Here is a 21,040-nt window from a genome sequence, read left to right as displayed (position 1 = left end):
CATCCCTTTCACACTGATGTTCGTTTGTAATACTTTGACGAAGAATGACAGTTTACCTGTTTAATTCACAAAAAAAACACCGCCTCTTAAAAGCAGAGAGGCGGTGCCGATTGCATGTAAGTTCGTTAGACCGCTTGGGTCACGGCAATGAACAGCTTAGCAGCCGTTTCCAGGTCGTCTAGCATGATGAACTCTTCAACAGTGTGAATTTTTTGATAGCCAATCGCCAGGTTGACAGTCGGGATGTTTTGACCGTTCAAAACGTTTGCATCAGAGCCGCCGCCCGACGACATCGTGCTCGGCTCGATGCCCAGCAATTTGATCGCCTTGAACGCCGTTTGCACCACTTCTGCGCTTTCTTCATGACGCAGATTGTGATACAGCTTGTTCACAGTGACTTCCGCTGTGGTATCAAAGTCCCTTGCAGTCGCCTCGAACGTTTCCTTCATGTGTGCAATCTGCACGTCCAATTCAGCCGGGTCTAACGAACGCGCTTCCGCTTTGATTTCAACACGGTCGCAAACGATGTTGGTCGCTTCGCCGCCGTGGAACGAGCCGATGTTCGCTGTCGTGTTTTCGTTGATGCGACCGAGCTTCATGCGAGAGATCGCAGCAGAAGCCACTTTGATCGCCGAGATGCCCGCTTCTGGATTAACACCCGCATGTGCCAGTCGGCCGTTGATCATGATGTCAAGACGCGCCTGAGACGGAGATTTGGTGACCACTTTGCCGATCGGGCCGTTGGAGTCGAACGCGAAGCCCATATCAACATGTGGCAGTTTGCTCCAGTCGGCATGACGGGAACCGAGCAGTCCGGTCTCTTCGGAGACGGTCAGGAAGAGCACGATGTTGCCGTGGTTCAAGTTTTGCTCCTTGAGTACGCGCACCATTTCCAAAATCCCGGCGATACCCGCTTTGTCATCCGCTCCCAAAATGGTAGTGCCGTCCGAGGTGATGCGGTCATCGAGCAGTTGGGGCTTGATGCCTCTGCCTGGAGCAACCGTATCGAGGTGGCAGGTGAACAGGATCGTCTTTTTCGACGGGTCGCCTTTGATCGTGCAGATCAGGTTGCCTGTGTTGCCGTCAATCTTTTCCCCCGCGTTGTCCTCTACCACTTCGACGCCGTGCGCTTTCAGCTTCGCGATGACAGCATCGGCCATGTTCCGCTCATCGCGAGACAGGGAGTCGATTTGTACCAGTTCCATAAACTCTTGGATCAGTCGTTCCCGATTTACTTGGATCATTTTGTGTTCCTGCCTTTCAGCGTATAAATGGCATTCGGATATTTCTCACATGCGATCTCGTGACGCTTCTCCACGTACCTGTTGCGAGCCTGCAGCGCTGTCTCTGCGGTTTGCAAGCGCTCAGTTGCCATCGCCAGCTCACGGGCGGCGCGCTTCCAAGGTGAAACGTCGCGCGGTCCACGGATGAAGGTCACTTCAAATTGGTCCTGTGACATGACATCCTCCTTAGAGCGGGATGTTCCCATGCTTCTTCGGCGGGCGAGTCTCACGCTTGTTGCGCAAGATTTCCAGCGCCTCTTTCAGCTTCTGACGGGTCTCGCGCGGGTCGATCACATCGTCAACCATGCCAAGAGAAGCTGCCACATAGGGGTTGGAGAACTTGTCTTTGTACTCTGCGATCTTTTGGGCACGCGTTTCGGTCGGGTTCTCGCTGTCTGCGATCTCCTTGGCAAACACGATGTTCGCCGCACCTTCTGCACCCATGACGGCTACTTCTCCGGTCGGCCACGAGTAGACGAGGTCTGCCCCGATCGCTTTGGAATTGAGTGCCACATACGCACCGCCAAACGCTTTGCGCAAGATGATGGTGATCTTTGGCACAGTCGCCTCCGAATACGCATAGAGGATCTTCGCGCCGTGGCGAATGATGCCGCGGTGCTCCTGCATGACACCTGGGATGAAGCCGGTCACATCTTCAAACGTGATCAGCGGGATGTTGAAACAGTCGCAGAAACGGATGAAGCGGGAGATTTTGTCTGACGAATCGATATCCAGACCGCCCGCCATATACTTGGGCTGGTTGGCGATCAGTCCGACTGGATGGCCCTCGATGCGCGCCAGGCCGATCACCGCGTTTTTCGCAAAGTTCGGCTGCACTTCCAGGAAGTCGCCGTCGTCAACGATGCGGGTGATCACGTCGCGCACATCGTACGCTTTCGTCGCTTCGACCGGAACCACTTCCAGCAGTTCTTCGCAGTAGCCGTCATCCGGCTTGGAGAAGATTCGCGGCGGCTCTTCCATGTTGTTCTGCGGCAGGAAGGACAAGAGGCGGCGAACTTCGTTCAACACTTCCTCTTCCGTCTTGGCTGTAAAATGTGCGACACCAGAGACGCTGGACTGCACGCGCGCGCCGCCGAGGTTATCTGCGGAGATGTTTTCACCAGTCACCGTCTCGATGACTTTCGGCCCAGTGATGAACATCTGCGAGGTGCCTTCGACCATGAAAATGAAGTCGGTGATCGCAGGCGAATAGACGGCGCCGCCTGCGCACGGCCCCATGATCACGGAGATCTGCGGGATGACACCGGAGTAGATCGAGTTGCGGTAGAAGATATGTCCATACCCATCGAGCGAGGCGACACCTTCTTGAATTCGTGCGCCGCCCGAATCGTTCAAGCCGATCACCGGAGCACCATTTTTGGCTGCCAGATCCATGACCTTGGCAATTTTCAGCGCATGCATCTCACCGAGCGCACCGCCAAAAACGGTAAAGTCTTGCGCAAAAACATAGACGATCCGGCCATTGATCTTGCCCCAACCGGTGACGACACCTTCGCCCGGACCTTCCGCATCAGCCATGCCAAAGTGGGTGGCACGGTGTTCGATAAAAGGATTCAGTTCGCGAAACGATCCTTCATCAAGCAGAATCTCCAAACGCTCGCGGGCGGTCAGCTTGCCCTTGTCGTGCTGGGCCGCAATCCGCTTGTCACCTCCGCCCAATTCAATCTTGCGGCGGCGATCATGCAGTTCCATCAACTTCTTCTCCACTTACTTCTCCTCCGTCTCCTCGATCTTCTGGCAGAACTCGGTCAAAACACCGTGCGTATCTTTCGGGTGCACGAAACCGATCAATTTGCCGTGGCCACCCCGCCGCGGCTGTTTGTCGATCAGGCGTAACCCTTGCGCTTGCGCATGGTCGAGCGCGGCTTGCACATCCTCGACCGCATAGGCGACATGGTGAATCCCCGGTCCTTTTTTCTCGATGTATTTGGCGATCGGCGACTCGGGGGAAGTCGGTTCGAGTAGTTCCACACAACTCTCTCCAACCTCCAAGAAGACCGCACGCACCATCTGGTCGTCGATGATCTCCTCATGAATCACCTTTAGACCGATCACGTTCGCATACAAGGGGAGCGTCTCTTCGATGGAAGAGACAGCCAAACCCAGATGATCAATTTTGTAAGGAACAAACGTCATCATGCTTACCCCCGGTCTTTGACGTTGGCATGGATGTAATCGGACATAGCGGTCAGCGGAGTGCCCGGCGTGAACACTTCGGAGATGCCCGCTGCTTTCAGCGCCGGGATGTCCTCATCCGGAATGACACCTCCACCGATGATCAGCACGTCGTCCGAACCTTGTTCCTTCATCAGGCGCACCACCTCCGGGAACAGATGCATGTGCGCTCCGGACAGTGAGGAGAGGCCGATCACATCGACGTCCTCTTGGATCGCCGAAGCTACGATCTGCTGCGGGGTCTGACGCAGGCCGGTGTAGATCACTTCCATCCCCGCATCGCGCAGCGCTTTGGCGACGACAAGCGCCCCGCGGTCATGACCGTCGAGACCGGGCTTGGCAACAAGTACACGGATTTTTGTTTCAGACATGATGTGTTCCTCCTCTTACCACTGTGCTGGCTGGTATTCGCCAAACACGTCGCGCATGACGTTGCAGATTTCGCCAAGCGTTGCGTACGCCTTGACCGCGTCCACGATGAACGGCATCAGGTTGTCGGTGCCTTGTGCCGCTTGACGCAAAGCGGCCAGTTTCGCTTGCACCAACTCATTGTCACGAGTCTTACGCAGTTCGGCAAGGCTCTCGTTCTGAATGCGTTCAAGCTCTGGGTTGATCTTTTGCAAATCCGGCTTCGGCTCGTTCTCCAGACGGAACTTGTTGACGCCAACGACGACCGCGGAGCCGCTTTCAATATCCATTTGCGATTGGTAGGCAGCGTTTTGGATCTCGCGCTGCATGTATCCTTGCTCGATCGCTTTGACCGCGCCGCCCATCTCGTCGATCTTCGCAATATACTCGAGCGCTTGGGATTCGATCTCATCGGTCAGAGACTCGATATAAAACGAACCTGCGAGCGGATCGACCGTGTCAGCGACACCGCTTTCATAGGCGATGATCTGCTGCGTGCGCAGCGCGATGCGCGCCGATTCTTCGGTCGGAAGTGCCAACGCTTCGTCCTTGGAGTTAGTATGTAAAGATTGGGTGCCGCCGAGCACGGCAGACAGGGCTTGCATGGTCACGCGAACGATGTTGTTATCCGGCTGCTGAGCGGTCAGTGTCGAGCCGCCCGTCTGCGTATGGAAACGAAGTTGCCACGATTTCGGATCTTTCGCAGCAAAGCGCTCCTTCATGATGCGCGACCAGATTCGGCGAGCCGCACGGAATTTGGCGATCTCTTCAAGAAAGTTGTTATGTGCGTTGAAAAAGAATGACAGGCGTGGGGCAAAGCGGTCCACGTCCAGACCTGCTTTCACCGCCGCTTCGACATAGGCGATCGCGTTCGATAAAGTGAACGCCACTTCCTGCACTGCGGTGGAGCCTGCTTCACGGATGTGATACCCGGAGATGGAGATGGTGTTCCAGTTCGGCACATGCTCAGCACAGTAGCCGAAAATATCGGTGATCAAGCGCATCGACGCTTCCGGCGGGTAGATGTACGTGCCGCGAGCGACATACTCTTTCAAAATGTCATTTTGGATCGTGCCCGATACTTCAGTGGAAGCAACACCTTGCTTTTCAGCGACTGCGATATACATCGCAAGCAACACGGAAGCTGGCGCGTTGATCGTCATCGACGTCGAGACCTTGTCCAGTGCGATGCCGCTAAGCAACGTCTCCATGTCTTTGAGCGAGGCGATCGCAACACCGACCTTCCCCACCTCACCTTTGGCCATCATATCATCAGAATCGTAGCCGATCTGCGTCGGCAGGTCGAACGCGGTGGACAGACCGGTCTGACCGTTTTCGAGCAAATATTTAAATCGCAGGTTCGTCTCCTCTGCGGAACCGAAGCCAGAGTATTGACGCATCGTCCAAAAACGAGAGCGGTACATCGTCGGCTGGACCCCGCGGGTATACGGATATTCACCTGGGAAGCCTAGTTTCTCGAGATAGTCGCCCTGCGCGTCTTCTGGCGTGTAGAGACGCTTTACCTCGAGGGTGTCTGAAGACGTAGTGAACGTTTCGCGACGCTCTGGAAAACGGGCTGCTGCTTTATCTGCCTTTGCCAGCCAGTCTTGCAGTTTTGTCTTGAAGTCTGACATGAATCAAAAACCTCCTACCCAAGTGCTTCTATGTGTTGGATATATGCTGTCACCACGAGTAAAAAGAATGGCACATACGGCTTATTATACCACACAACCGCTTTCATAAAGGGTAAATCAGTGAATGAATCCTCTATTCCACATGGAAAAAACTGACAAATCCCTAGCGGAAACCTGTCAGTTTTATTAGGAAGTTTTACAAACACTCCAACTTTGTACCCTTTACAATCGCGATGCTTTACAAACGAACCAGACCCATCGCGTCTTTCACGCGATTGACCGTCCGCTCAGCGATTGTGCGCGCTCGCTCGGCGCTGGCCGCCAAAATTTTGTCGAGCTCGTCTGTGTCGCTCAGTTCGTTATACCGCTGTTGAATCGCTCCGAGCTTGTCGGTCATCACTTCGACGAGATCCTTTTTGAGGTTGCCATAACCTTGCCCTTGGTAGCGAGCGACCAACGTGTCCACCGACTCGCCTGCAAACAGGGAGTAGATCGTCAGCAAGTTCGATACGCCCGGCTTGTTCTCTTCGTCAAAACGAATTTCATTCTCGGTGTCGGTCACAGCGCGCATGATCTTTTTCTTGAACACGGACGGATCTTCGAGAATCGCGATGCGCGCCCCTTCGTTCTCCGCCGATTTGGACATTTTTTTCGTCGGTTCATCCAGCGCCATGATGCGGGCGCCAAATTCCTGAATTTGCGGTTCCGGAATGACAAACGTCTCGCCAAAACGCCCGTTGAAGCGTGCAGCGATGTCACGGGTCAGCTCGATGTGCTGTTTCTGGTCGTCGCCGACCGGCACATGCGTAGCGTCGTAAAGCAGGATGTCGGCCGCCATCAGCACCGGGTATGTATACAGACCGACCTGCACCGACTGCTTCCCTTCCGACTTATCTTTGAACTGCGTCATGCGGTTCAACTCTCCCATGTAGGATGAGCATTGCAAAAGCCACCCCAGTTCTGCGTGCTCCTTGACATGAGATTGAATGAACACGGTCGCTTTATTCGGGTCCACACCGCACGCCAAATACAGCTTGGCGATCTCCCGCGAGCGTCTGCGCAGATCATCCGGGTCTTGTGGAACGGTGATCGCGTGCAAATCGACGACGCAATAGAGGGCTTCCGACTCGTTTTGCAACTCTACAAACTGCTTGAGTGCACCTAAATAGTTACCGATCGTCAGATTGCCTGACGGTTGTACACCTGAAAAAACTCTTTTCAAACCAAACGGCCCCTCTCTTACTCTTCTACTCTGCATTTTAGCATAAGTTGGATACAGAAAAAACCGCATAAAATTTCCTAAATTTTGCCTTTGAAGTTCATTTCTGGTTCACTGATTATACTAGAAGATAAAAGGGCATTAAAATTAACGGTCTATTAAGTTGACGACGGAATGATAGAGAAGTATAATTTTAATGGGGATTGAAGATAAAATAACCATTGGGGGATGGGTGTAGTTATGCTAAATGATGATCAAGGCAAAGGTCTCTCTGGGAAAGAGACCGCCGATAACTCACTTGCGTCTACGGGGCCGACGCAAGCATCTGACAGCTTGAAAAACTTCTTTGCCAATCACTGGCAGTCTCCACTGCCGGTCTTGGAAATGTCGACCGATTTCTCTCGCGCTCAAAAGAAAGCGACAGAACTGCGTGAAAGCGAAATCACCTTGTCTGCAGAATTGACGGAGAAGCTTCGCAACCTGAGCAACTCGACGCAAACCTCGCTCTCCTCTGTCGTGCTAGCTGCGTTTTCAGTGCTTTTGCACCGCTACAGCCGTGCCGACGAAATGATGATCGGCGTGCACAACTCCGCCTTGACGGAGACGAGTGAAGCACGGAATTTCCTTTTGCCGCTTCGCCTTGATTTTTCGCAAAACTCCGATTTCTCGGAAGTGCTGGCCGAGATCAACATCGCCGCACTCGTTGCGCAAACCTGCGAAATGGAGCAACTGATCGCCGATCATTCGGCACAGAACGCCGAATTTCAACATGCAGCGTTTCCTGCTTGTTTTGCGATGGAAAACGGCAAACGCCAAGGGCATATCCGCGCTTTGAAACAAGTTGGCGTCGAGATTGGACTTACGCTCAAAAACACGAAGACCGATCTGCGCGTGTCCTTCACTTATGATGGCGGGCTGTACGAATCGAGCACGATCAAACGGATGTTGCAAAACTTCCAAACGCTGCTGCACTCGATCACCGAAGCGCCAAAAACTTTGGTTTCCGAGCTGCACATGCTGTCCGAAGTTGAGATGCAACTGCTCGCTTCCTTCAACGAAACGGAAGCCTTTTTCCCGTCTGACAAAACGATCATCGACGTCTTCGAAGAACAAGTTCTGCGCACGCCTGATAACATCGCCGTTCGCTACCAGGACGAGGAATTAACCTACGTCCAGCTGAACGAGAAGGCAAACCAGTTAGCCCATGCGCTTCGTGCGTGCGGCTGCGACCGCGACTCCATTATCGCGATCATGGTCAACCGCTCGATGGAGATGATCATTAGCGTCTTGGGTGTACTGAAGGCCGGCGGCGCCTATTTGCCGATCGACCCCGATGCACCGCAGGCGCGCATTGACTACTTGCTCGAAGACTCGAACGCGTTGCTCATCATCACGAAGGACTTCCTGCTCGATAAGCTGATCGGCTTTAACGGCGAAGTCTTCTCTCTGGACTCAGAAATGCCGGTCGTTGGCACGTATCCGACAACCGCGGTTGCTTCGGAAACCGCCCCGGAAGATTTGGCGTACGTCATCTACACATCCGGTTCGACCGGTAAGCCGAAAGGGACGATGCTTCATCACCGCGGCCTGTGCAATCTTGCGGTGGCACAAGGCGAATTTTTTGAACTTCATGAAAAGAGCCGTGTACTGCAGTTCATCTCGCTGGCGTTCGACCCGTCCGTCATGGAGGTCTTCTTTACTTTGACGCGCGGTGCCACGCTGATCATGGCTCCTTCTCACGAGTTGAAAAACGCTGAGGCTTTGACCGACTTGCTGGAGCGCGAAGCGATCACATTCTTCGTGACCACGCCGTCGATGCTCAGCCAATTGCCGCTTGAAGCAGGCCCAAACTTGGAAGTGATCGTCACCGGAGGTGACGCTTGTCCCGTTCCGCTCGCTGAACTTTGGTCCCAGCGCGTACATTACATCAACAACTACGGTCCGACCGAAACAACTGTCAGTGCCACCGGCTGGTCTTCCCGCGGTAAGCAAAGCCTGCCCAATCCATTGCCGATTGGCCGCGCTCTGCAGAATACCGAAGTCTATCTGCTAGATAGCCATTTGAACCTCGTACCGATCGGAGCATGCGGTGAACTTTACATCGGTGGTGCCGGCGTAGCGCGCGGCTATTTCCGCCGTCCGGAACTGACCGCAGAAAAGTTCATCAGCAACCCTTTCCGTCCGGGTGAAAAGATGTACAAAACTGGCGACTTGGGCCGGATGTTGCCCGATGGAAACATCGAGTTCCAAGGACGCATCGACAACCAAGTCAAAATCCGTGGATACCGCATCGAACTCGGCGAGATCGAAGCGGCGCTTTTGCAGCATCCGCAGATCAAAGAAGGAATCGTCATCGCAAGCGTAGACCCGATTGGACAAAAGCGTCTCGTTGCGTATGTCGTGACCGAACAACCTGTCCGCCCGGCAGAAATTCAAGCCTTCCTGGCGGAATCTTTATCCGACTATATGGTTCCGGCCTATGTGATCAACATTCCGTCGATTCCGGTTACAATCAACGGAAAGATCGATCACCGAGCGCTTCCGTCTCCCGAAGATGTCAACTCGGGCGGAGACGAGGTTTATGTAGCGCCGCAAAATGATGTACAACGCCTGATTGCAGAAGTCTGGCAAGAGATCCTCGGCGTGAAGCAAGTTGGCATCCATGATAACTTTTTCGCCATGGGTGGCCACTCGCTGAACATTCTGCCGTGCCTTGTAAAATTAAAACCTTACTATCCGACGCTGACGATTCAAGATTTTTACAAACATCCGACCGTCGCCGAACTTGAACTTCGCATCGCCCAAGATGCCGCGTGCGAAATCGCGCTGACCCAGTTTGAGCAGTTTATCGTGCAAACGGCCGAAGGCGCAGCAGCCGGGAAAAAAGAAGCGGTCTGCCGCTTGAAGCTGCAAAAGCCAAACGTCGTTTTCCTGACCGGAGCGACTGGCTACCTCGGCTCGCACATCCTGCACGATCTGCTGAAAGACACCGATGCTCACATCTACTGCCTGATTCGCCCTTCCAAAGACGTAACCCCGCAAGAGCGTCTGCTCGAAACGGTCGATTACTACTTCGGACATGCGATGGCAGAGGAAGCGAAAGAGCGCGTCACCGCGCTTTCAGGCGACCTGACCCAAGAAGGGCTTGGCCTCTCCGAGGAAGAGCGCGAGATCGTCTACTCCCAATCGGATGCTGTCATCCACTGTGGCGCCGATGTCCGCTACTACGGAGATGAAGAGCATTTCCAACAGGTCAACGTCCGCTCGACCGAGCAGTTGCTCGACATCGCGCGCCGACGTGAAGGCGTTCGCTTCCACTACGTATCGACGCTGAGCATCATGGGTCCAAACGAAACGGACGAGGAAGAGTACGTCGTGACCGAAGGCGACTTTGACCGTGGTCAAACGTTCCACAACCTCTACTGCGAGACCAAATTCCGCGCAGAAAAGCTTGTGCGCGAAGCGATCAAGCAAGGGGTGCTGTGCACCGTTTACCGCGTCGGCAACCTCGTCGGCCATTCGGTGACAGGACGCTTCCAGCGCAATATCGAAAGCAACGCTTTCTATCAATGGATGAAAGCGACCTTGATGCTGGAAACGACGCCGGAAGACCCGAATTATGTCGATATGACTCCTGTCAACTACTGCTCGAAAGCGCTCGTTCATTCGGTCATGCGTAAGGATACGATCTCTCAGACCCTGCATCTATGCAATCCAAAGCAAATCAAAACGGAGAAATTCATCTCGATCGTGCAAGGGCTTGGCTATAGCATCCTGACCATGGATTCGCAAGATTACATGTGGTGGCTGTTCCAAGACAATGATTCTCCCAAACATCATGAGGCGCTGCAACTGATCTTCGCTCACTTTAACGAGCTGAATACCGAAGACCCGGTGATGAAGATCTCCTGCAAAGCCACGAAAAAATTGCTTGCTGGATCGAACATCGTTTGCCCCGAACCGGATCGCGAGCTGATCTATGCCATTCTCAAACACGCGATCAACATAGGCTATCTGCCAGCTTCCAAGCATTGGGCCCTGTTGGAGACGCTCGAAGCGAAAAAGCAAGCCGCCGCATACACGCAAGCCAAAGCCGCAAAAAAAGCGGAAAAACAGCTGCAGTTTGTGTAAGGCAGAACATTTGTAACCGAAACACCCGGTTTTTTTCCCGGGTTGTTTCGGTTTTTTTTATAAACTGTTCACTTGAACCGAACAAAAACTCAATGCGCACCATTCTATTACCTAAAAACTATTTTTCCTGCTTGTTTGAACTAAAAATAAGTTTTGAAGTTTTGATATTTATCAGGTAATATACTACTATTAGTAAAATCTTGAACTTACATGATTAGAAGAATATTTCAAGGAAGGATAAAATGCTCTTGACGTAGAACTATTCAGTACAATCGAAATATTTATCATATTAAGGCGGTGCATGTGCATGTTTAAAAGATTTTCCTTTTTTCAGAAAAATCTTTTGCTCTCAGCCATCTTTACCTTCTTAGTTGGTATTACAATGATCGCTGCCAGCTACTATTTTGAAGGAAAGGTCATCACCGAGACACTTTCCCAACAAGGTAAAGGATTGGGCAACCTGATTGCAAACAGCTTTGACCCCAATCTGGTCAAAAAGGCTGAATCAGAACTGGATGTCAATGCTGCTTCGCAAAAAGAACTGGTCGCACAGTTGGACAAGATTTCGAAATATAACACCAACGTTGCACAAGCCTATCTTTTCGAAGGTGAACTGAACACCAACGGCATGTTCAAATCGATCTCCAACCCGTCCTCGCTGATCGAAGTGGGAGCCGTTCCAGGTGCTGAAATGGAACCTTTCCCGGCATACGTAGCAGCCGTGGAAAAAGCAAAAGCAACAAAAGAACCTGCCACCACCAACATTTATGAAGACCAATTTGGCAGCTGGTTCACCGTCATCACGCCGGTGCTCGATTCGAGCGGCAACGTGGTCGCAATGTTCTCGATCGACATGAGCGCAAACATCATTCATGAATCACAAATTAGTATGGTTAAAGGTCTAGGTGTTGCGCTGGTTGTGCTGTTCCTGATCATCTTCGCAGTCCAATACTTCTACCTCAAGCGCATGCTGTCTCCGATCAAAGAACTTTCCAACGCTGTGGATCAAGTCGGATCGGGCAACCTGAATGTGGAAATGAAAGTGAACAGCCAAGATGAGATCGGCGTCGTTGTCACCGGTTTCAACGAGATGGTGAAAAAGATTCGCAATATGATGAAAGAGATCGAATCGGCCACTGGTCAACTGGTAACCACCTTTACGCAAGTTGCAGCCGTTTCTGACAACTCGAAAGGCCAAGCGGAGCACGTTCTGCGCTCCCTGCAAGAAATCTCCACCACCACCGAATACTTGGCGTCCGAAGCGGAGCGCGGCAACAGCCAGCTCTGGGACATCAATGCCAAGATCGGAGAAATTCTCACCCACACCTCCGAAGCGCACAGCTCGATCGCCAAATGTGTGGACGAGTCGGTACAAGGGATCGACATCGTCGAAGGACTCAAGCAAAAGTCTTCGCAGACGGAAGCGATCACCCTCGGTTTGGGACAAAAGATTTACTCGCTCGAAGAACGTACGCGCCGCATCAACTCCCTCCTGTCCAGCATTCAGGACGTTGCGGAACAAACGGGCTTGCTGTCGCTGAACGCATCGATTGAAGCAGCACGCGCAGGCGAACATGGCCGTGGTTTCTCTGTCGTTGCCGATGAGATTCGCAAACTGTCTGCGAACACCAAACAAGCTTCACAGGAGATCGACGAGCTGTTGAGCGACATCTCTCGCGACATCGTCTCAACCGGTCAAGAAATGCGGATCGCAGAAGACTCGCTGCGTGAACAAACCACGCAGGTTGAAGACACGATCCAAAGCTTCTACCACATCCGCAATAATGTACAAGCGGTTGCTTCTTCCGTACAAAAAGTTACCCAGACGATCCAAGTGGTTGAACAAAGCAAGGAATCGCTGCTCTCCACCGTCGAATCGGTATCCTCGATGTCGGAACAAACGGCTGCATCGGTCGAACTGATCCAACAAAACTTTACCGAGCAGTTGAAGTCGATCTACTCGCTCAATGACTCGAACCAAGCACTGCAAGAACAAGCAAACCGCCTCGCTAGCCAACTGATCCGCACCGATGACGAAGAAGGCGACAAAACGAAGTAAGACCTGGGCTCAAGCCCCTACTAAAAAAGCAACCGACCACTTGGCTCGGTTGCTTTTTTCATGCTCTTGCACAGTTGCTTTTTCTTCCTCAATATGGAGCGCATCAATACATGCGATCTGTGCGAAAGGCGTGGTTGTCATGTTGCACTTCACCTTGCAGAGTCTTAATGATGTCATCTGTGGGCCACTCGACGGTGCAATCGAACACTTCCTGAAATGCTTTGACCCAGCGGAGCTTCATCTCCAACATGTCCGGTGCATGACCGAGCAGTTGGTACAGAGAGGTCACTCCATAGTCGGTGATGCCACATGGCACGATATAGCCGAAATGACTCAAGTCTGGCTGGATGTTGAAAGCAAAACCATGTGAGGTGATAAATCCTTTGTGTGCGGTATCGCGGTTCGCTTTCACCCCGATCGCGCAAATTTTTTCATCACCAACCCACGCCCCAGTCATCCCCTCTTTGCGACTTCCGCTCAGACCAAAATCGGCCAGCACGCGGATAATCACCTCTTCTAACATCCGCACATAGTGACGCACATCGTTTTTCCAAGGAGCTAATTGCAGGATCGGATAGCCGACCAATTGCCCTGGCCCGTGATAGGTGATGTCCCCGCCGCGATCGACATCAAATATCGTGATCCCTAGCCGTTCGCGCTGCTCTGGGGACACCAGCACGTTCTCAGCCCCCCCTGAACGCCCGATGGTAAAGACGGGCGGGTGCTCCAAGAGCAGGATCGTATTTTCCAACTTCCCTTCCAGCATCGCCCTCACCGCTTGTTTCTGCAAGTCAAACGCAGGGCCATATTCGATCTTTCCCAGGTCATAGATCTGACAATGCGGTTTCATGGTGCTACGCCTCCTTACAAAAGGGCCACAGCAGACGCTGTGACCCTGTGCATTATGCGTTTTCTCTGAACTTTTGATCGGTCGATTGGGCTTGTTCGTGCGCATGATAGGAACTGCGCACCAGCGGACCCGACTCGACGTGCTTGAAACCGCGTTTCAGCCCCTCTTCTTTCAAAGCGGCAAACTCTTCCGGCGTCCAATACTTCTTGACTGGAAGATGCTTTTTCGTCGGTTGCAAGTATTGTCCCATCGTCATGATATCCACATCGACAGCCCGCAAGTCATCCATCACCTGAATGATCTCTTCCCACGTTTCCCCGTGGCCGAGCATCAGCGATGATTTGGTCGGGATCTGCGGCTTGTACTCTTTCGCGAAGCGCAACACGTCGAGCGTCCGGTCATAGGTCGCCTTGGCGCGCACTTTCGGCGTCAGGCGGCGAACCGTCTCGATGTTGTGATTAAAGATGTCAGGCTCAGCATCGAGCAACACCTTCAGCGCTTCGTATTGACCACCCATATCGGATGGCAATACCTCGACCGTGCACAGTGGCATTCGGCGGCGAATCGCGCGTACCGTCTCCGCAAACACGGAAGCACCGTGATCTTTCAAATCATCGCGGGCAACCGCAGTGACCACAGCATGCCGCAGTTTCATGATCTCAGCCGAATCGGCCACGCGTTCCGGCTCCTGCAAATCCAATTCGGACGGCAGGCCCGTCTTCACCGCGCAGAATCCACAAGCACGGGTACAGATGTCTCCGAGAATCATAAAGGTCGCTGTACGGTTCTCCCAACATTCGTAGATGTTCGGGCAACGAGCTTCTTCACAGACGGTGTGGAGCGTATTTCCCCGCAACAGATCTTTCAGTTCCGTGAAGTTCGGACCCGTGCGCAATTGAATCTTCAGCCAGTCCGGCCGACGCAGCGGACGCTCCTCCTCTGCTGCCTCCGGGGAATTGTTCAGAACGTTCAGTTCTTCCACGCTGACACACCTACTTTCCTCAAATCTTAGTACAGGTTCGGCTCCACATAGGACTCGATGCGCTTCTTGACCGCTTGCAGGAAGCGACCGCAAACCAGTCCATCGAGAACTCGGTGGTCAAGCGACATGCACATGTTCATCATCGAACGAATCGCAAACGAATCATCCGGTGTCACGACCGGGCGCTTGACGATCGCTTCCATCGACAGAATTGCCGCTTGCGGTGCATTGATGATCGGCATCGACTGAATCGAGCCGAACGATCCGGTGTTGTTGACGGTGAACGTGCCGCCAGACATATCGTCCGGTGTCAACTTGCCTGCACGTGCGCGTTTTGCCAGATCATTGATCGCATGGGACAGACCCAGAATGCTCAGACGGTCAGCATTTTTGATGACCGGAACGAACAGTGCGTCTTCTGTCGCCACTGCAATCGAAATGTTGATATCTTTTTTAATAATAATCTTATCATCTTGCCATGTCGAGTTGATGATCGGGAACTCTTTGAGCGACTCGACAACCGCTTTGATGAAGAACGGCAAGAAGGTTAAGGACACGCCTTCTTTTGCTTTGAACGCATCTTTGCTCTTGTCGCGGAACTTGGAAAGCGAAGTCACATCCGCCTCCATCATCGTCCAAGCGTGCGGCGCGTTATGTTTCGATTCCAGCATTCTGCGGGCGATCGTCTTGCGAACACCCGAAGCCTCGATCACCGTGTCACCTTCAGCCGCTTGGTACGACGGTTTGACAGACGGAGTAGAAACCGGTGCCGCCACAGGTGCTGCTGCCGCTCCCTGTGCGCCGATTTCGGTCAGACCGGTCGCAGGCTTGGTCGGAGCTGCCACAGTGGACAGTTCTGCTTCGGTCTTGGTCGCTTGCGGTGCTGTTGCACCACCGCCTTCGACAAAGGCCAGCACGTCTTTGCGGGTGATGCGTCCGCCAGCACCAGTACCACTGATTTGGCTTGCATCAAGGTTGTGCTCTTGGATCAAGCGCAGAACGGCCGGAGAGAAACGAGCGCCGCCTTCCCCGCGCTGCGGAGCGGACGGAACCTGAGCGGTTGCAGAAACGGCTGCTGCAGGAGCTGTCGGAGTCGATGCAACCTCAGCTTTAGGCGCTGTTGCCGGAGCCGAAGCTTCACCTTCTTCTGCGATCACTGCGATAGGCGTGCCCACCGAGACGGTCGCACCCTCCGGAACGAGGATTTCGGTCAAAGTGCCGACAAACTCGGACGGAACTTCAGCGTTTACTTTATCGGTGATGACCTCAGCGATCGAGTCATACTTGTTGATTGTGTCGCCAGGTTGTTTGAGCCACTTGGCAATTGTGCCTTCCGTGACAGACTCGCCAAGCTGCGGCATGAGGATCGTTGCCATGGTGAAGTCCTCCTTCGTACGAATTAGAATTTGGCCAGTTCGCGGATCGCATCTGCAATTTTAGCAGGGCTCAGCATGAAAAACTTCTCTTGCGGCGGGGAGTATGGCATCGCTGGGACATCCGGACCTGCAAGTCGTTGAATCGGCGCGTCGAGGTCGAACAAAGCTTCTTCTGCAATGATTGCAGAAATTTCACCACCGACACCGCCAAATTTGCTGTCTTCGTGGACGATCAGGACTTTGCCCGTCTTTTTCGTCGCTTCCAAAATCGCTTCACGATCGATCGGCTTGATCGTACGCAGGTCGAGGATATGCGTGGAGATGCCCTCTTGTGCCAGCGTTTCAGCCGCTTCCAGCGCGTAGTGAACCATCAGGCCGTACGTGATGACGGTGACGTCATCTCCTTCACGCTTGACGTCCGCCTTGCCGATTTCGATCGTGTATTGTTCGGACGGCACTTCACCCTTGATCAAGCGGTAGCAACGCTTGTGCTCGAAGAACAGCACCGGGTCATTGTCGCGGATCGCAGCGGTCAACAGACCTTTCACATCATACGGAGTGGACGGCATGACGATTTTCAGACCCGGTACGTGGTGGAACAGTGCTTCTACCGACTGCGAGTGGTAGAGTGCGCCGTGAACGCCACCGCCATATGGTGCGCGGATCGTCATCGGAACAAACCAGTCCGACTTGGTACGATAGCGGATACGTGCCGCTTCGGACACGATTTGGTTATAGGCCGGGAAGATGAAGTCTGCGAATTGGATCTCCGCCACCGGGCGCATACCTACCATCGCGGCACCGATCGATACGCCGACGATCGCCGACTCGGAGAGCGGGGAGTCGATCACGCGATCTTCGCCATATTTTTCGATCAATCCTGTGGTGGCGCGAAAAACGCCGCCACGAACGCCAACGTCCTCACCGAGAATAAAAATCGAGGAGTCGCGCTCCATCTCCTGATCGAGCGCTTCGGTTACTGCTTCGATATATGATTTAATCGCCATGTCTGCGAATACCTCCTATTGTTCTTCGTAGACGTGCGTAAGCGCGTCTTCCGGCGCATAGAACGGCTCTTTTTCTGCCGTTTCAGTGCCTTCGTTGACTTCACGCATTACGCGGTCGTTCATCTCTTTTTCCTTCTCTTCGGTCAGAACGCCCTTGTCGCGGAGATACTGCGCAAACGTGATCAGCGGGTCCTGCTTCTTCGCCGCTTCAACTTCTTCACGGCTTCTGTAGGCTCTGTCATCATCGTCCGAGGAGTGCGGAACGAGGCGGTAGGTACGCGCTTCAATCATGGTTGGTCCTTCACCGTTGCGACCGCGTTCTGCCGCTTCCTTCACATACTTGTACACTTCGAGTACATCGTTGCCGTCGATCTGATAACCTGGCATGCCATAGCCGATCGCGCGGTCCGCCGTGTTGTGATTGCCGAGCTGTTTGGAAAGCGGAACGGAGATCGCATAGCCGTTGTTCTCAATGTAAAAGATGCACGGCAACTTATGTACCGCCGCAAAGTTGCACGCCTCATGGAAATCGCCTTGGTTAGAGGAGCCTTCACCTGTCGAGGTGTAGGCAACGCTCTTCTCGCCGCGCATCTTCGCTGCGAGCGCAGCGCCAACCGCATGCGGGAATTGGGTGGTAACAGGTGAGGAACCGGACAGAGTGCGGTATTTGCGCCCGCCGAAGTGACCTGGCATCTGGCGACCGTGGGAGTTGACGTCACCTGGCTTTGCAAACGCAGACATCATGACCTCTGTCGGCGTTTGACCAAACACGAGCACACAGCCGAGGTCACGGTAGTACGGAGCGAGATAGTCGATCTCTTTGTCCAGCGCATAGGCAGCGCCAACTTGCGCCGCTTCCTGACCTTGGCAGGAGATGACGAACGGAATTTTGCCGGCACGGTTGAGCAACCAGAAACGCTCGTCCAACTTGCGGGCGAGCAGCATGAAATAATAGAGATCAAGAACCTGTTCTTCAGACAGGCCCAGTTCTTTGTAATCGTACTTGGACATGAAGGAAAACCTCCCTAGAAATGAATCGCTTTGCCGTCGACGGCGAGCGCTGCTTCGCCGATCGCTTCCGAAAGGGTCGGATGCGGATGAATCGCCGTGCCGATCTCCCACGGAGTCGCATCGAGCAGATGCGCCAGACTTGCTTCCGAGATCATGTCGGTCGCGTTTTGACCGATGATGTGCACGCCAAGCAGGTCGTTCGTCTTCGCATCCGCGATCATTTTCACAAAGCCGTCAAATTCGCCGTTGATCATCGCCTTGCCGATGCCACGGAACGGGAATTTGCCCACTTTGATCTCACGGCCTTCCGCGCGAAGCTCTGCTTCCGTATAGCCGAGGGAAGCGATTTCCGGACGGGTATATGTACAACGCGGAATCATCTTGTAGTCGATCGGATGCGGGTGCTCGCCTGCGATCACTTCCATCGCATGAATCCCTTCATGCGCGGCAATGTGCGCCAATTGCGGCGTGTTGATCACATCACCGATCGCAAAGATGTTCTTTTCTTTCGTGCGATAATGCTCATCCACTTGGATCGTGCCTTTCTCCACGACGATCTCGGTCGCTTCAAGGCCAATGTTCTCCACGTTCGCGGCACGGCCGACGGAGACCAGAATCTTGTCGGCGGTAAACGTTTGCACCGCTTCTTTCTCAGTACCCACATTGACGGTCGCTGAGATCGATACCTGTTCCCCTTCCACCTTGACGGTGTCAGCAAGCACGCCGGTAGACGTATGAATCTTGATCTTCGACTTGCGGCGGCCGAACAGTTTGGCAAGTTCTGCCGACACATCTTCATCTTCGAGCGGCAAGATGCGCGGCGCGTACTCGATCATCGTCACTTCAACTCCGAAGTCGGACAGCATCGAGGCCCACTCGCAACCGATGACACCAGCACCTACGATGATCACCGACTTAGGCAGCTCTTCCATCTCCAGCGCTTCGTCGGAGGTGATCACATACTTGCCATCGATCTCAAGGCCAGGCAACGAACGCGGGCGGGACCCGGTCGCGATGACCACGTTGCGCGGCGCGATGATTTCCGCTTCGCCGTTCGCGCGTTCCACAGAGACAGCACCTGCAATCGGGGAGAAGATCGACGGACCCATGACGCGGCCAAGACCTTCGATGACCTCGACGTTGTTCTTTTTGAGCAAACCTTGCACGCCTTTGTACAAGTTGTTGATGATCTTTTCTTTGCGCGCCATGACATTGCCAAAATCGAGCGACACAGATCCCTCGACCGCAACGCCAAACTCCTTGGACTTTTGCAAGGTCGCCATGATGTCAGCGCTTTTGAGCAGCGCCTTGGAGGGCATGCAACCACGATGCAGACAAGTACCGCCGACCTTCTCTTTTTCTACTACAGCCACTTTCAGTCCGAGCTGGGCAGCACGAATGGCGGCTACATAGCCGCCCGTGCCCCCGCCCAGGACAACAACATCATATTGATCAGACATTGATTTCCTTGGCTCCTTCCACTGATTCAAGTAGTCCTACGACGAAGAGTTATTTCGACAGCAGGGAACGCTCGGTGCTCAGGAAGTTCGAACGAGTGTTTTTCAGTTGGTTGATGCGGTCTTCCGCCATGCGATCTGCCGCTTGGTAGGTCGGAATGTTGTCGCGCTTGGAGATGTCAAAGATGGTCGAAATGATGTTGTAGATGTTCTCAACCTTTTTGCGCGCCAAGTTTTCATTGTAGCCTTCCAACTCGACAGCCACGTTGATCAGGCCGCCAGAGTTGATCACGTAGTCCGGTGCGTAGAAGATGCCCATCTCATGGATCGTATCACCATGACGTTCTTCTCTCAGCTGGTTGTTCGCAGAGCCTGCGATCACTTTGCATTTGAACTTCGGAATCGTCTCATCGTTGATGATCGCACCCAAAGCGCAAGGTGCGAAGATGTCGCATTCCACGCCGAAAATATCGTTGGGTGCTACCACTTCTGCGCCAAACTCGCGAACGACGCGGTCGAGCGAATCTTGGTTGATATCGGTGACGATCAGCTTCGCGCCCGCTTCATGCAGTTGTTTGCACAGGTAGTAGCCGACATTGCCAACGCCTTGAACAGCGACCGTCTTGCCGGATACATCATCCGTGCCAAACGCTGCTTTCGCTGCCGCTTGCAGACCGCGGAAGCAGCCGAGAGCGGTCATCGGAGACGGGTTGCCGGAAGATCCGTATTCGACCGAGACGCCGGTCACGTATTTGGTTTCCATATGGATGTAGTTCATGTCCGTTTCGGAGGTGCCGACGTCCTCTGCAGTGATGTAACGGCCGTTCAGGGACTCGACATAACGGCCGAGCGCGCGGAACAGCGCTTCCGATTTGTCCGTTTTCGGGTTGCCGATCAGAACGGTCTTGCCACCGCCGAGGTTGAGGCCGGCTGCTGCTGCCTTATAGGTCATGCCGCGAGCGAGGCGCAGTGCGTCTTCGATCGCAGCTTCTTCGGTATCGTAGGTCCACATGCGGGTGCCGCCGAGTGCCGGGCCCAAAGTGGTATCGTGAATCGCGATGATTGCCTTCAGTCCGGATGCTTCGTCATGACAGAACACCAGCTGTTCGTAGTCGTATTTCTCCATATATTCAAAAATTTTCACGATAGTTCCCCCTTTGATTGTTGTGAATCGTTTTTCGGAATGATAATACAAGAGCTTAACAGTACCCCACACTCAAAAAACAGAATACCATAAGTCTAGGCTGGAGTGGTAGCAAAAGGCAGTTATGGATAGCATCTGCTACCATTACGCTAACTATGTCCAGTCTTACCAAATGCACATTGGTCTGAAAACCGTTCACGCCAATTATATATATGCAAGGTTCGTGCCAACTTTTTCGCAATCGCTTTCAAAGTTGGCGCAAAAAGGGCATCTTGCCCCTGCG

16 protein-coding genes are annotated in these 21,040 nt (G+C 53.4%); 2 read left to right on the top strand and 14 right to left on the bottom strand.

Features of this window, described 5'->3' with window-relative positions; all coding sequences use genetic code 11:
- Positions 1 to 125: 125 nt before the first annotated feature.
- The 7 genes from CIG75_RS08480 to trpS form a co-directional block, all read right to left on the bottom strand.
- On the bottom strand, positions 126 to 1,244 hold the full coding sequence (locus CIG75_RS08480; protein ID WP_094236268.1) for a M20/M25/M40 family metallo-hydrolase: 1,119 nt from the start codon (positions 1,242 to 1,244) through the stop codon (positions 126 to 128).
- Complete coding sequence (locus CIG75_RS08475; RefSeq protein WP_094236267.1) at positions 1,241 to 1,459, bottom strand: hypothetical protein; 219 nt, start codon at positions 1,457 to 1,459, stop codon at positions 1,241 to 1,243. The genes CIG75_RS08480 and CIG75_RS08475 overlap by 4 nt, the downstream gene beginning before the upstream one ends.
- Before the next feature lie 10 nt (positions 1,460 to 1,469).
- The gene (locus CIG75_RS08470; RefSeq protein WP_094238377.1) at positions 1,470 to 2,996 is read right to left on the bottom strand and encodes an acyl-CoA carboxylase subunit beta; all 1,527 of its coding nucleotides are present in this window, start codon (positions 2,994 to 2,996) and stop codon (positions 1,470 to 1,472) included.
- A 15-nt stretch (positions 2,997 to 3,011) separates the two neighbouring features.
- Positions 3,012 to 3,443 (bottom strand): methylmalonyl-CoA epimerase, encoded by a 432-nt coding sequence (mce, locus tag CIG75_RS08465; protein ID WP_227874385.1) that lies wholly within the window; start codon positions 3,441 to 3,443, stop codon positions 3,012 to 3,014.
- A gap of 2 nt (positions 3,444 to 3,445) precedes the next feature.
- Positions 3,446 to 3,850, bottom strand: a complete 405-nt coding sequence (locus CIG75_RS08460) for a cobalamin B12-binding domain-containing protein (protein WP_094236266.1) — start codon at positions 3,848 to 3,850, stop codon at positions 3,446 to 3,448.
- A gap of 15 nt (positions 3,851 to 3,865) precedes the next feature.
- Positions 3,866 to 5,521, bottom strand: a complete 1,656-nt coding sequence (locus tag CIG75_RS08455; protein ID WP_094236265.1) for an acyl-CoA mutase large subunit family protein — start codon at positions 5,519 to 5,521, stop codon at positions 3,866 to 3,868.
- Between the two features lie 238 nt (positions 5,522 to 5,759).
- On the bottom strand, positions 5,760 to 6,743 hold the full coding sequence (trpS, locus tag CIG75_RS08450; RefSeq protein WP_094236264.1) for a tryptophan--tRNA ligase: 984 nt from the start codon (positions 6,741 to 6,743) through the stop codon (positions 5,760 to 5,762).
- Between the two features lie 237 nt (positions 6,744 to 6,980).
- Here trpS and CIG75_RS08445 point away from each other — a divergent pair, with 237 nt between their 5' ends.
- On the top strand, positions 6,981 to 10,871 hold the full coding sequence (locus CIG75_RS08445; protein ID WP_172844433.1) for a non-ribosomal peptide synthetase family protein: 3,891 nt from the start codon (positions 6,981 to 6,983) through the stop codon (positions 10,869 to 10,871).
- A gap of 307 nt (positions 10,872 to 11,178) precedes the next feature.
- Positions 11,179 to 12,930 carry a methyl-accepting chemotaxis protein gene (locus CIG75_RS08440; RefSeq protein WP_172844432.1) on the top strand — a complete coding sequence of 584 codons (1,752 nt, stop codon included), beginning with the start codon at positions 11,179 to 11,181 and terminating at the stop codon, positions 12,928 to 12,930.
- A gap of 103 nt (positions 12,931 to 13,033) precedes the next feature.
- Here the strand turns inward: CIG75_RS08440 and lipB are convergent, their stop codons facing one another.
- From lipB to CIG75_RS08405, 7 genes are read right to left on the bottom strand one after another with little or no spacing between them, the layout of a single operon-like run.
- Positions 13,034 to 13,780: a lipoyl(octanoyl) transferase LipB gene (gene lipB / locus CIG75_RS08435; RefSeq protein ID WP_094236261.1), complete on the bottom strand. Its 747-nt coding sequence runs from the start codon at positions 13,778 to 13,780 to the stop codon at positions 13,034 to 13,036.
- 52 nt (positions 13,781 to 13,832) lie between these two features.
- A complete protein-coding gene (lipA, locus tag CIG75_RS08430; RefSeq protein ID WP_407701286.1) occupies positions 13,833 to 14,753 on the bottom strand; it encodes a lipoyl synthase in 921 nt (306 codons plus the stop codon).
- 35 nt (positions 14,754 to 14,788) lie between these two features.
- Positions 14,789 to 16,138 (bottom strand): dihydrolipoamide acetyltransferase family protein, encoded by a 1,350-nt coding sequence (locus CIG75_RS08425; protein WP_094236259.1) that lies wholly within the window; start codon positions 16,136 to 16,138, stop codon positions 14,789 to 14,791.
- 23 nt (positions 16,139 to 16,161) lie between these two features.
- A complete protein-coding gene (locus CIG75_RS08420) occupies positions 16,162 to 17,145 on the bottom strand; it encodes an alpha-ketoacid dehydrogenase subunit beta (RefSeq protein WP_094236258.1) in 984 nt (327 codons plus the stop codon).
- Between the two features lie 15 nt (positions 17,146 to 17,160).
- Entirely contained in the window at positions 17,161 to 18,156 is a 996-nt protein-coding gene (locus CIG75_RS08415) for a thiamine pyrophosphate-dependent dehydrogenase E1 component subunit alpha (RefSeq protein ID WP_094236257.1), read from the bottom strand.
- A 14-nt stretch (positions 18,157 to 18,170) separates the two neighbouring features.
- A complete protein-coding gene (gene lpdA / locus CIG75_RS08410; RefSeq protein ID WP_094236256.1) occupies positions 18,171 to 19,616 on the bottom strand; it encodes a dihydrolipoyl dehydrogenase in 1,446 nt (481 codons plus the stop codon).
- A 49-nt stretch (positions 19,617 to 19,665) separates the two neighbouring features.
- Positions 19,666 to 20,739 carry a Leu/Phe/Val dehydrogenase gene (locus tag CIG75_RS08405; protein ID WP_094238375.1) on the bottom strand — a complete coding sequence of 358 codons (1,074 nt, stop codon included), beginning with the start codon at positions 20,737 to 20,739 and terminating at the stop codon, positions 19,666 to 19,668.
- Positions 20,740 to 21,040 lie beyond the last annotated feature (301 nt).

It is taken from the genome of Tumebacillus algifaecis (assembly GCF_002243515.1).
Lineage (GTDB): Bacteria > Bacillota > Bacilli > Tumebacillales > Tumebacillaceae > Tumebacillus_A > Tumebacillus_A algifaecis.
Note: the sequence above shows the minus strand (reverse complement) of the source record. Positions and strands in the feature narration are given on the sequence as shown.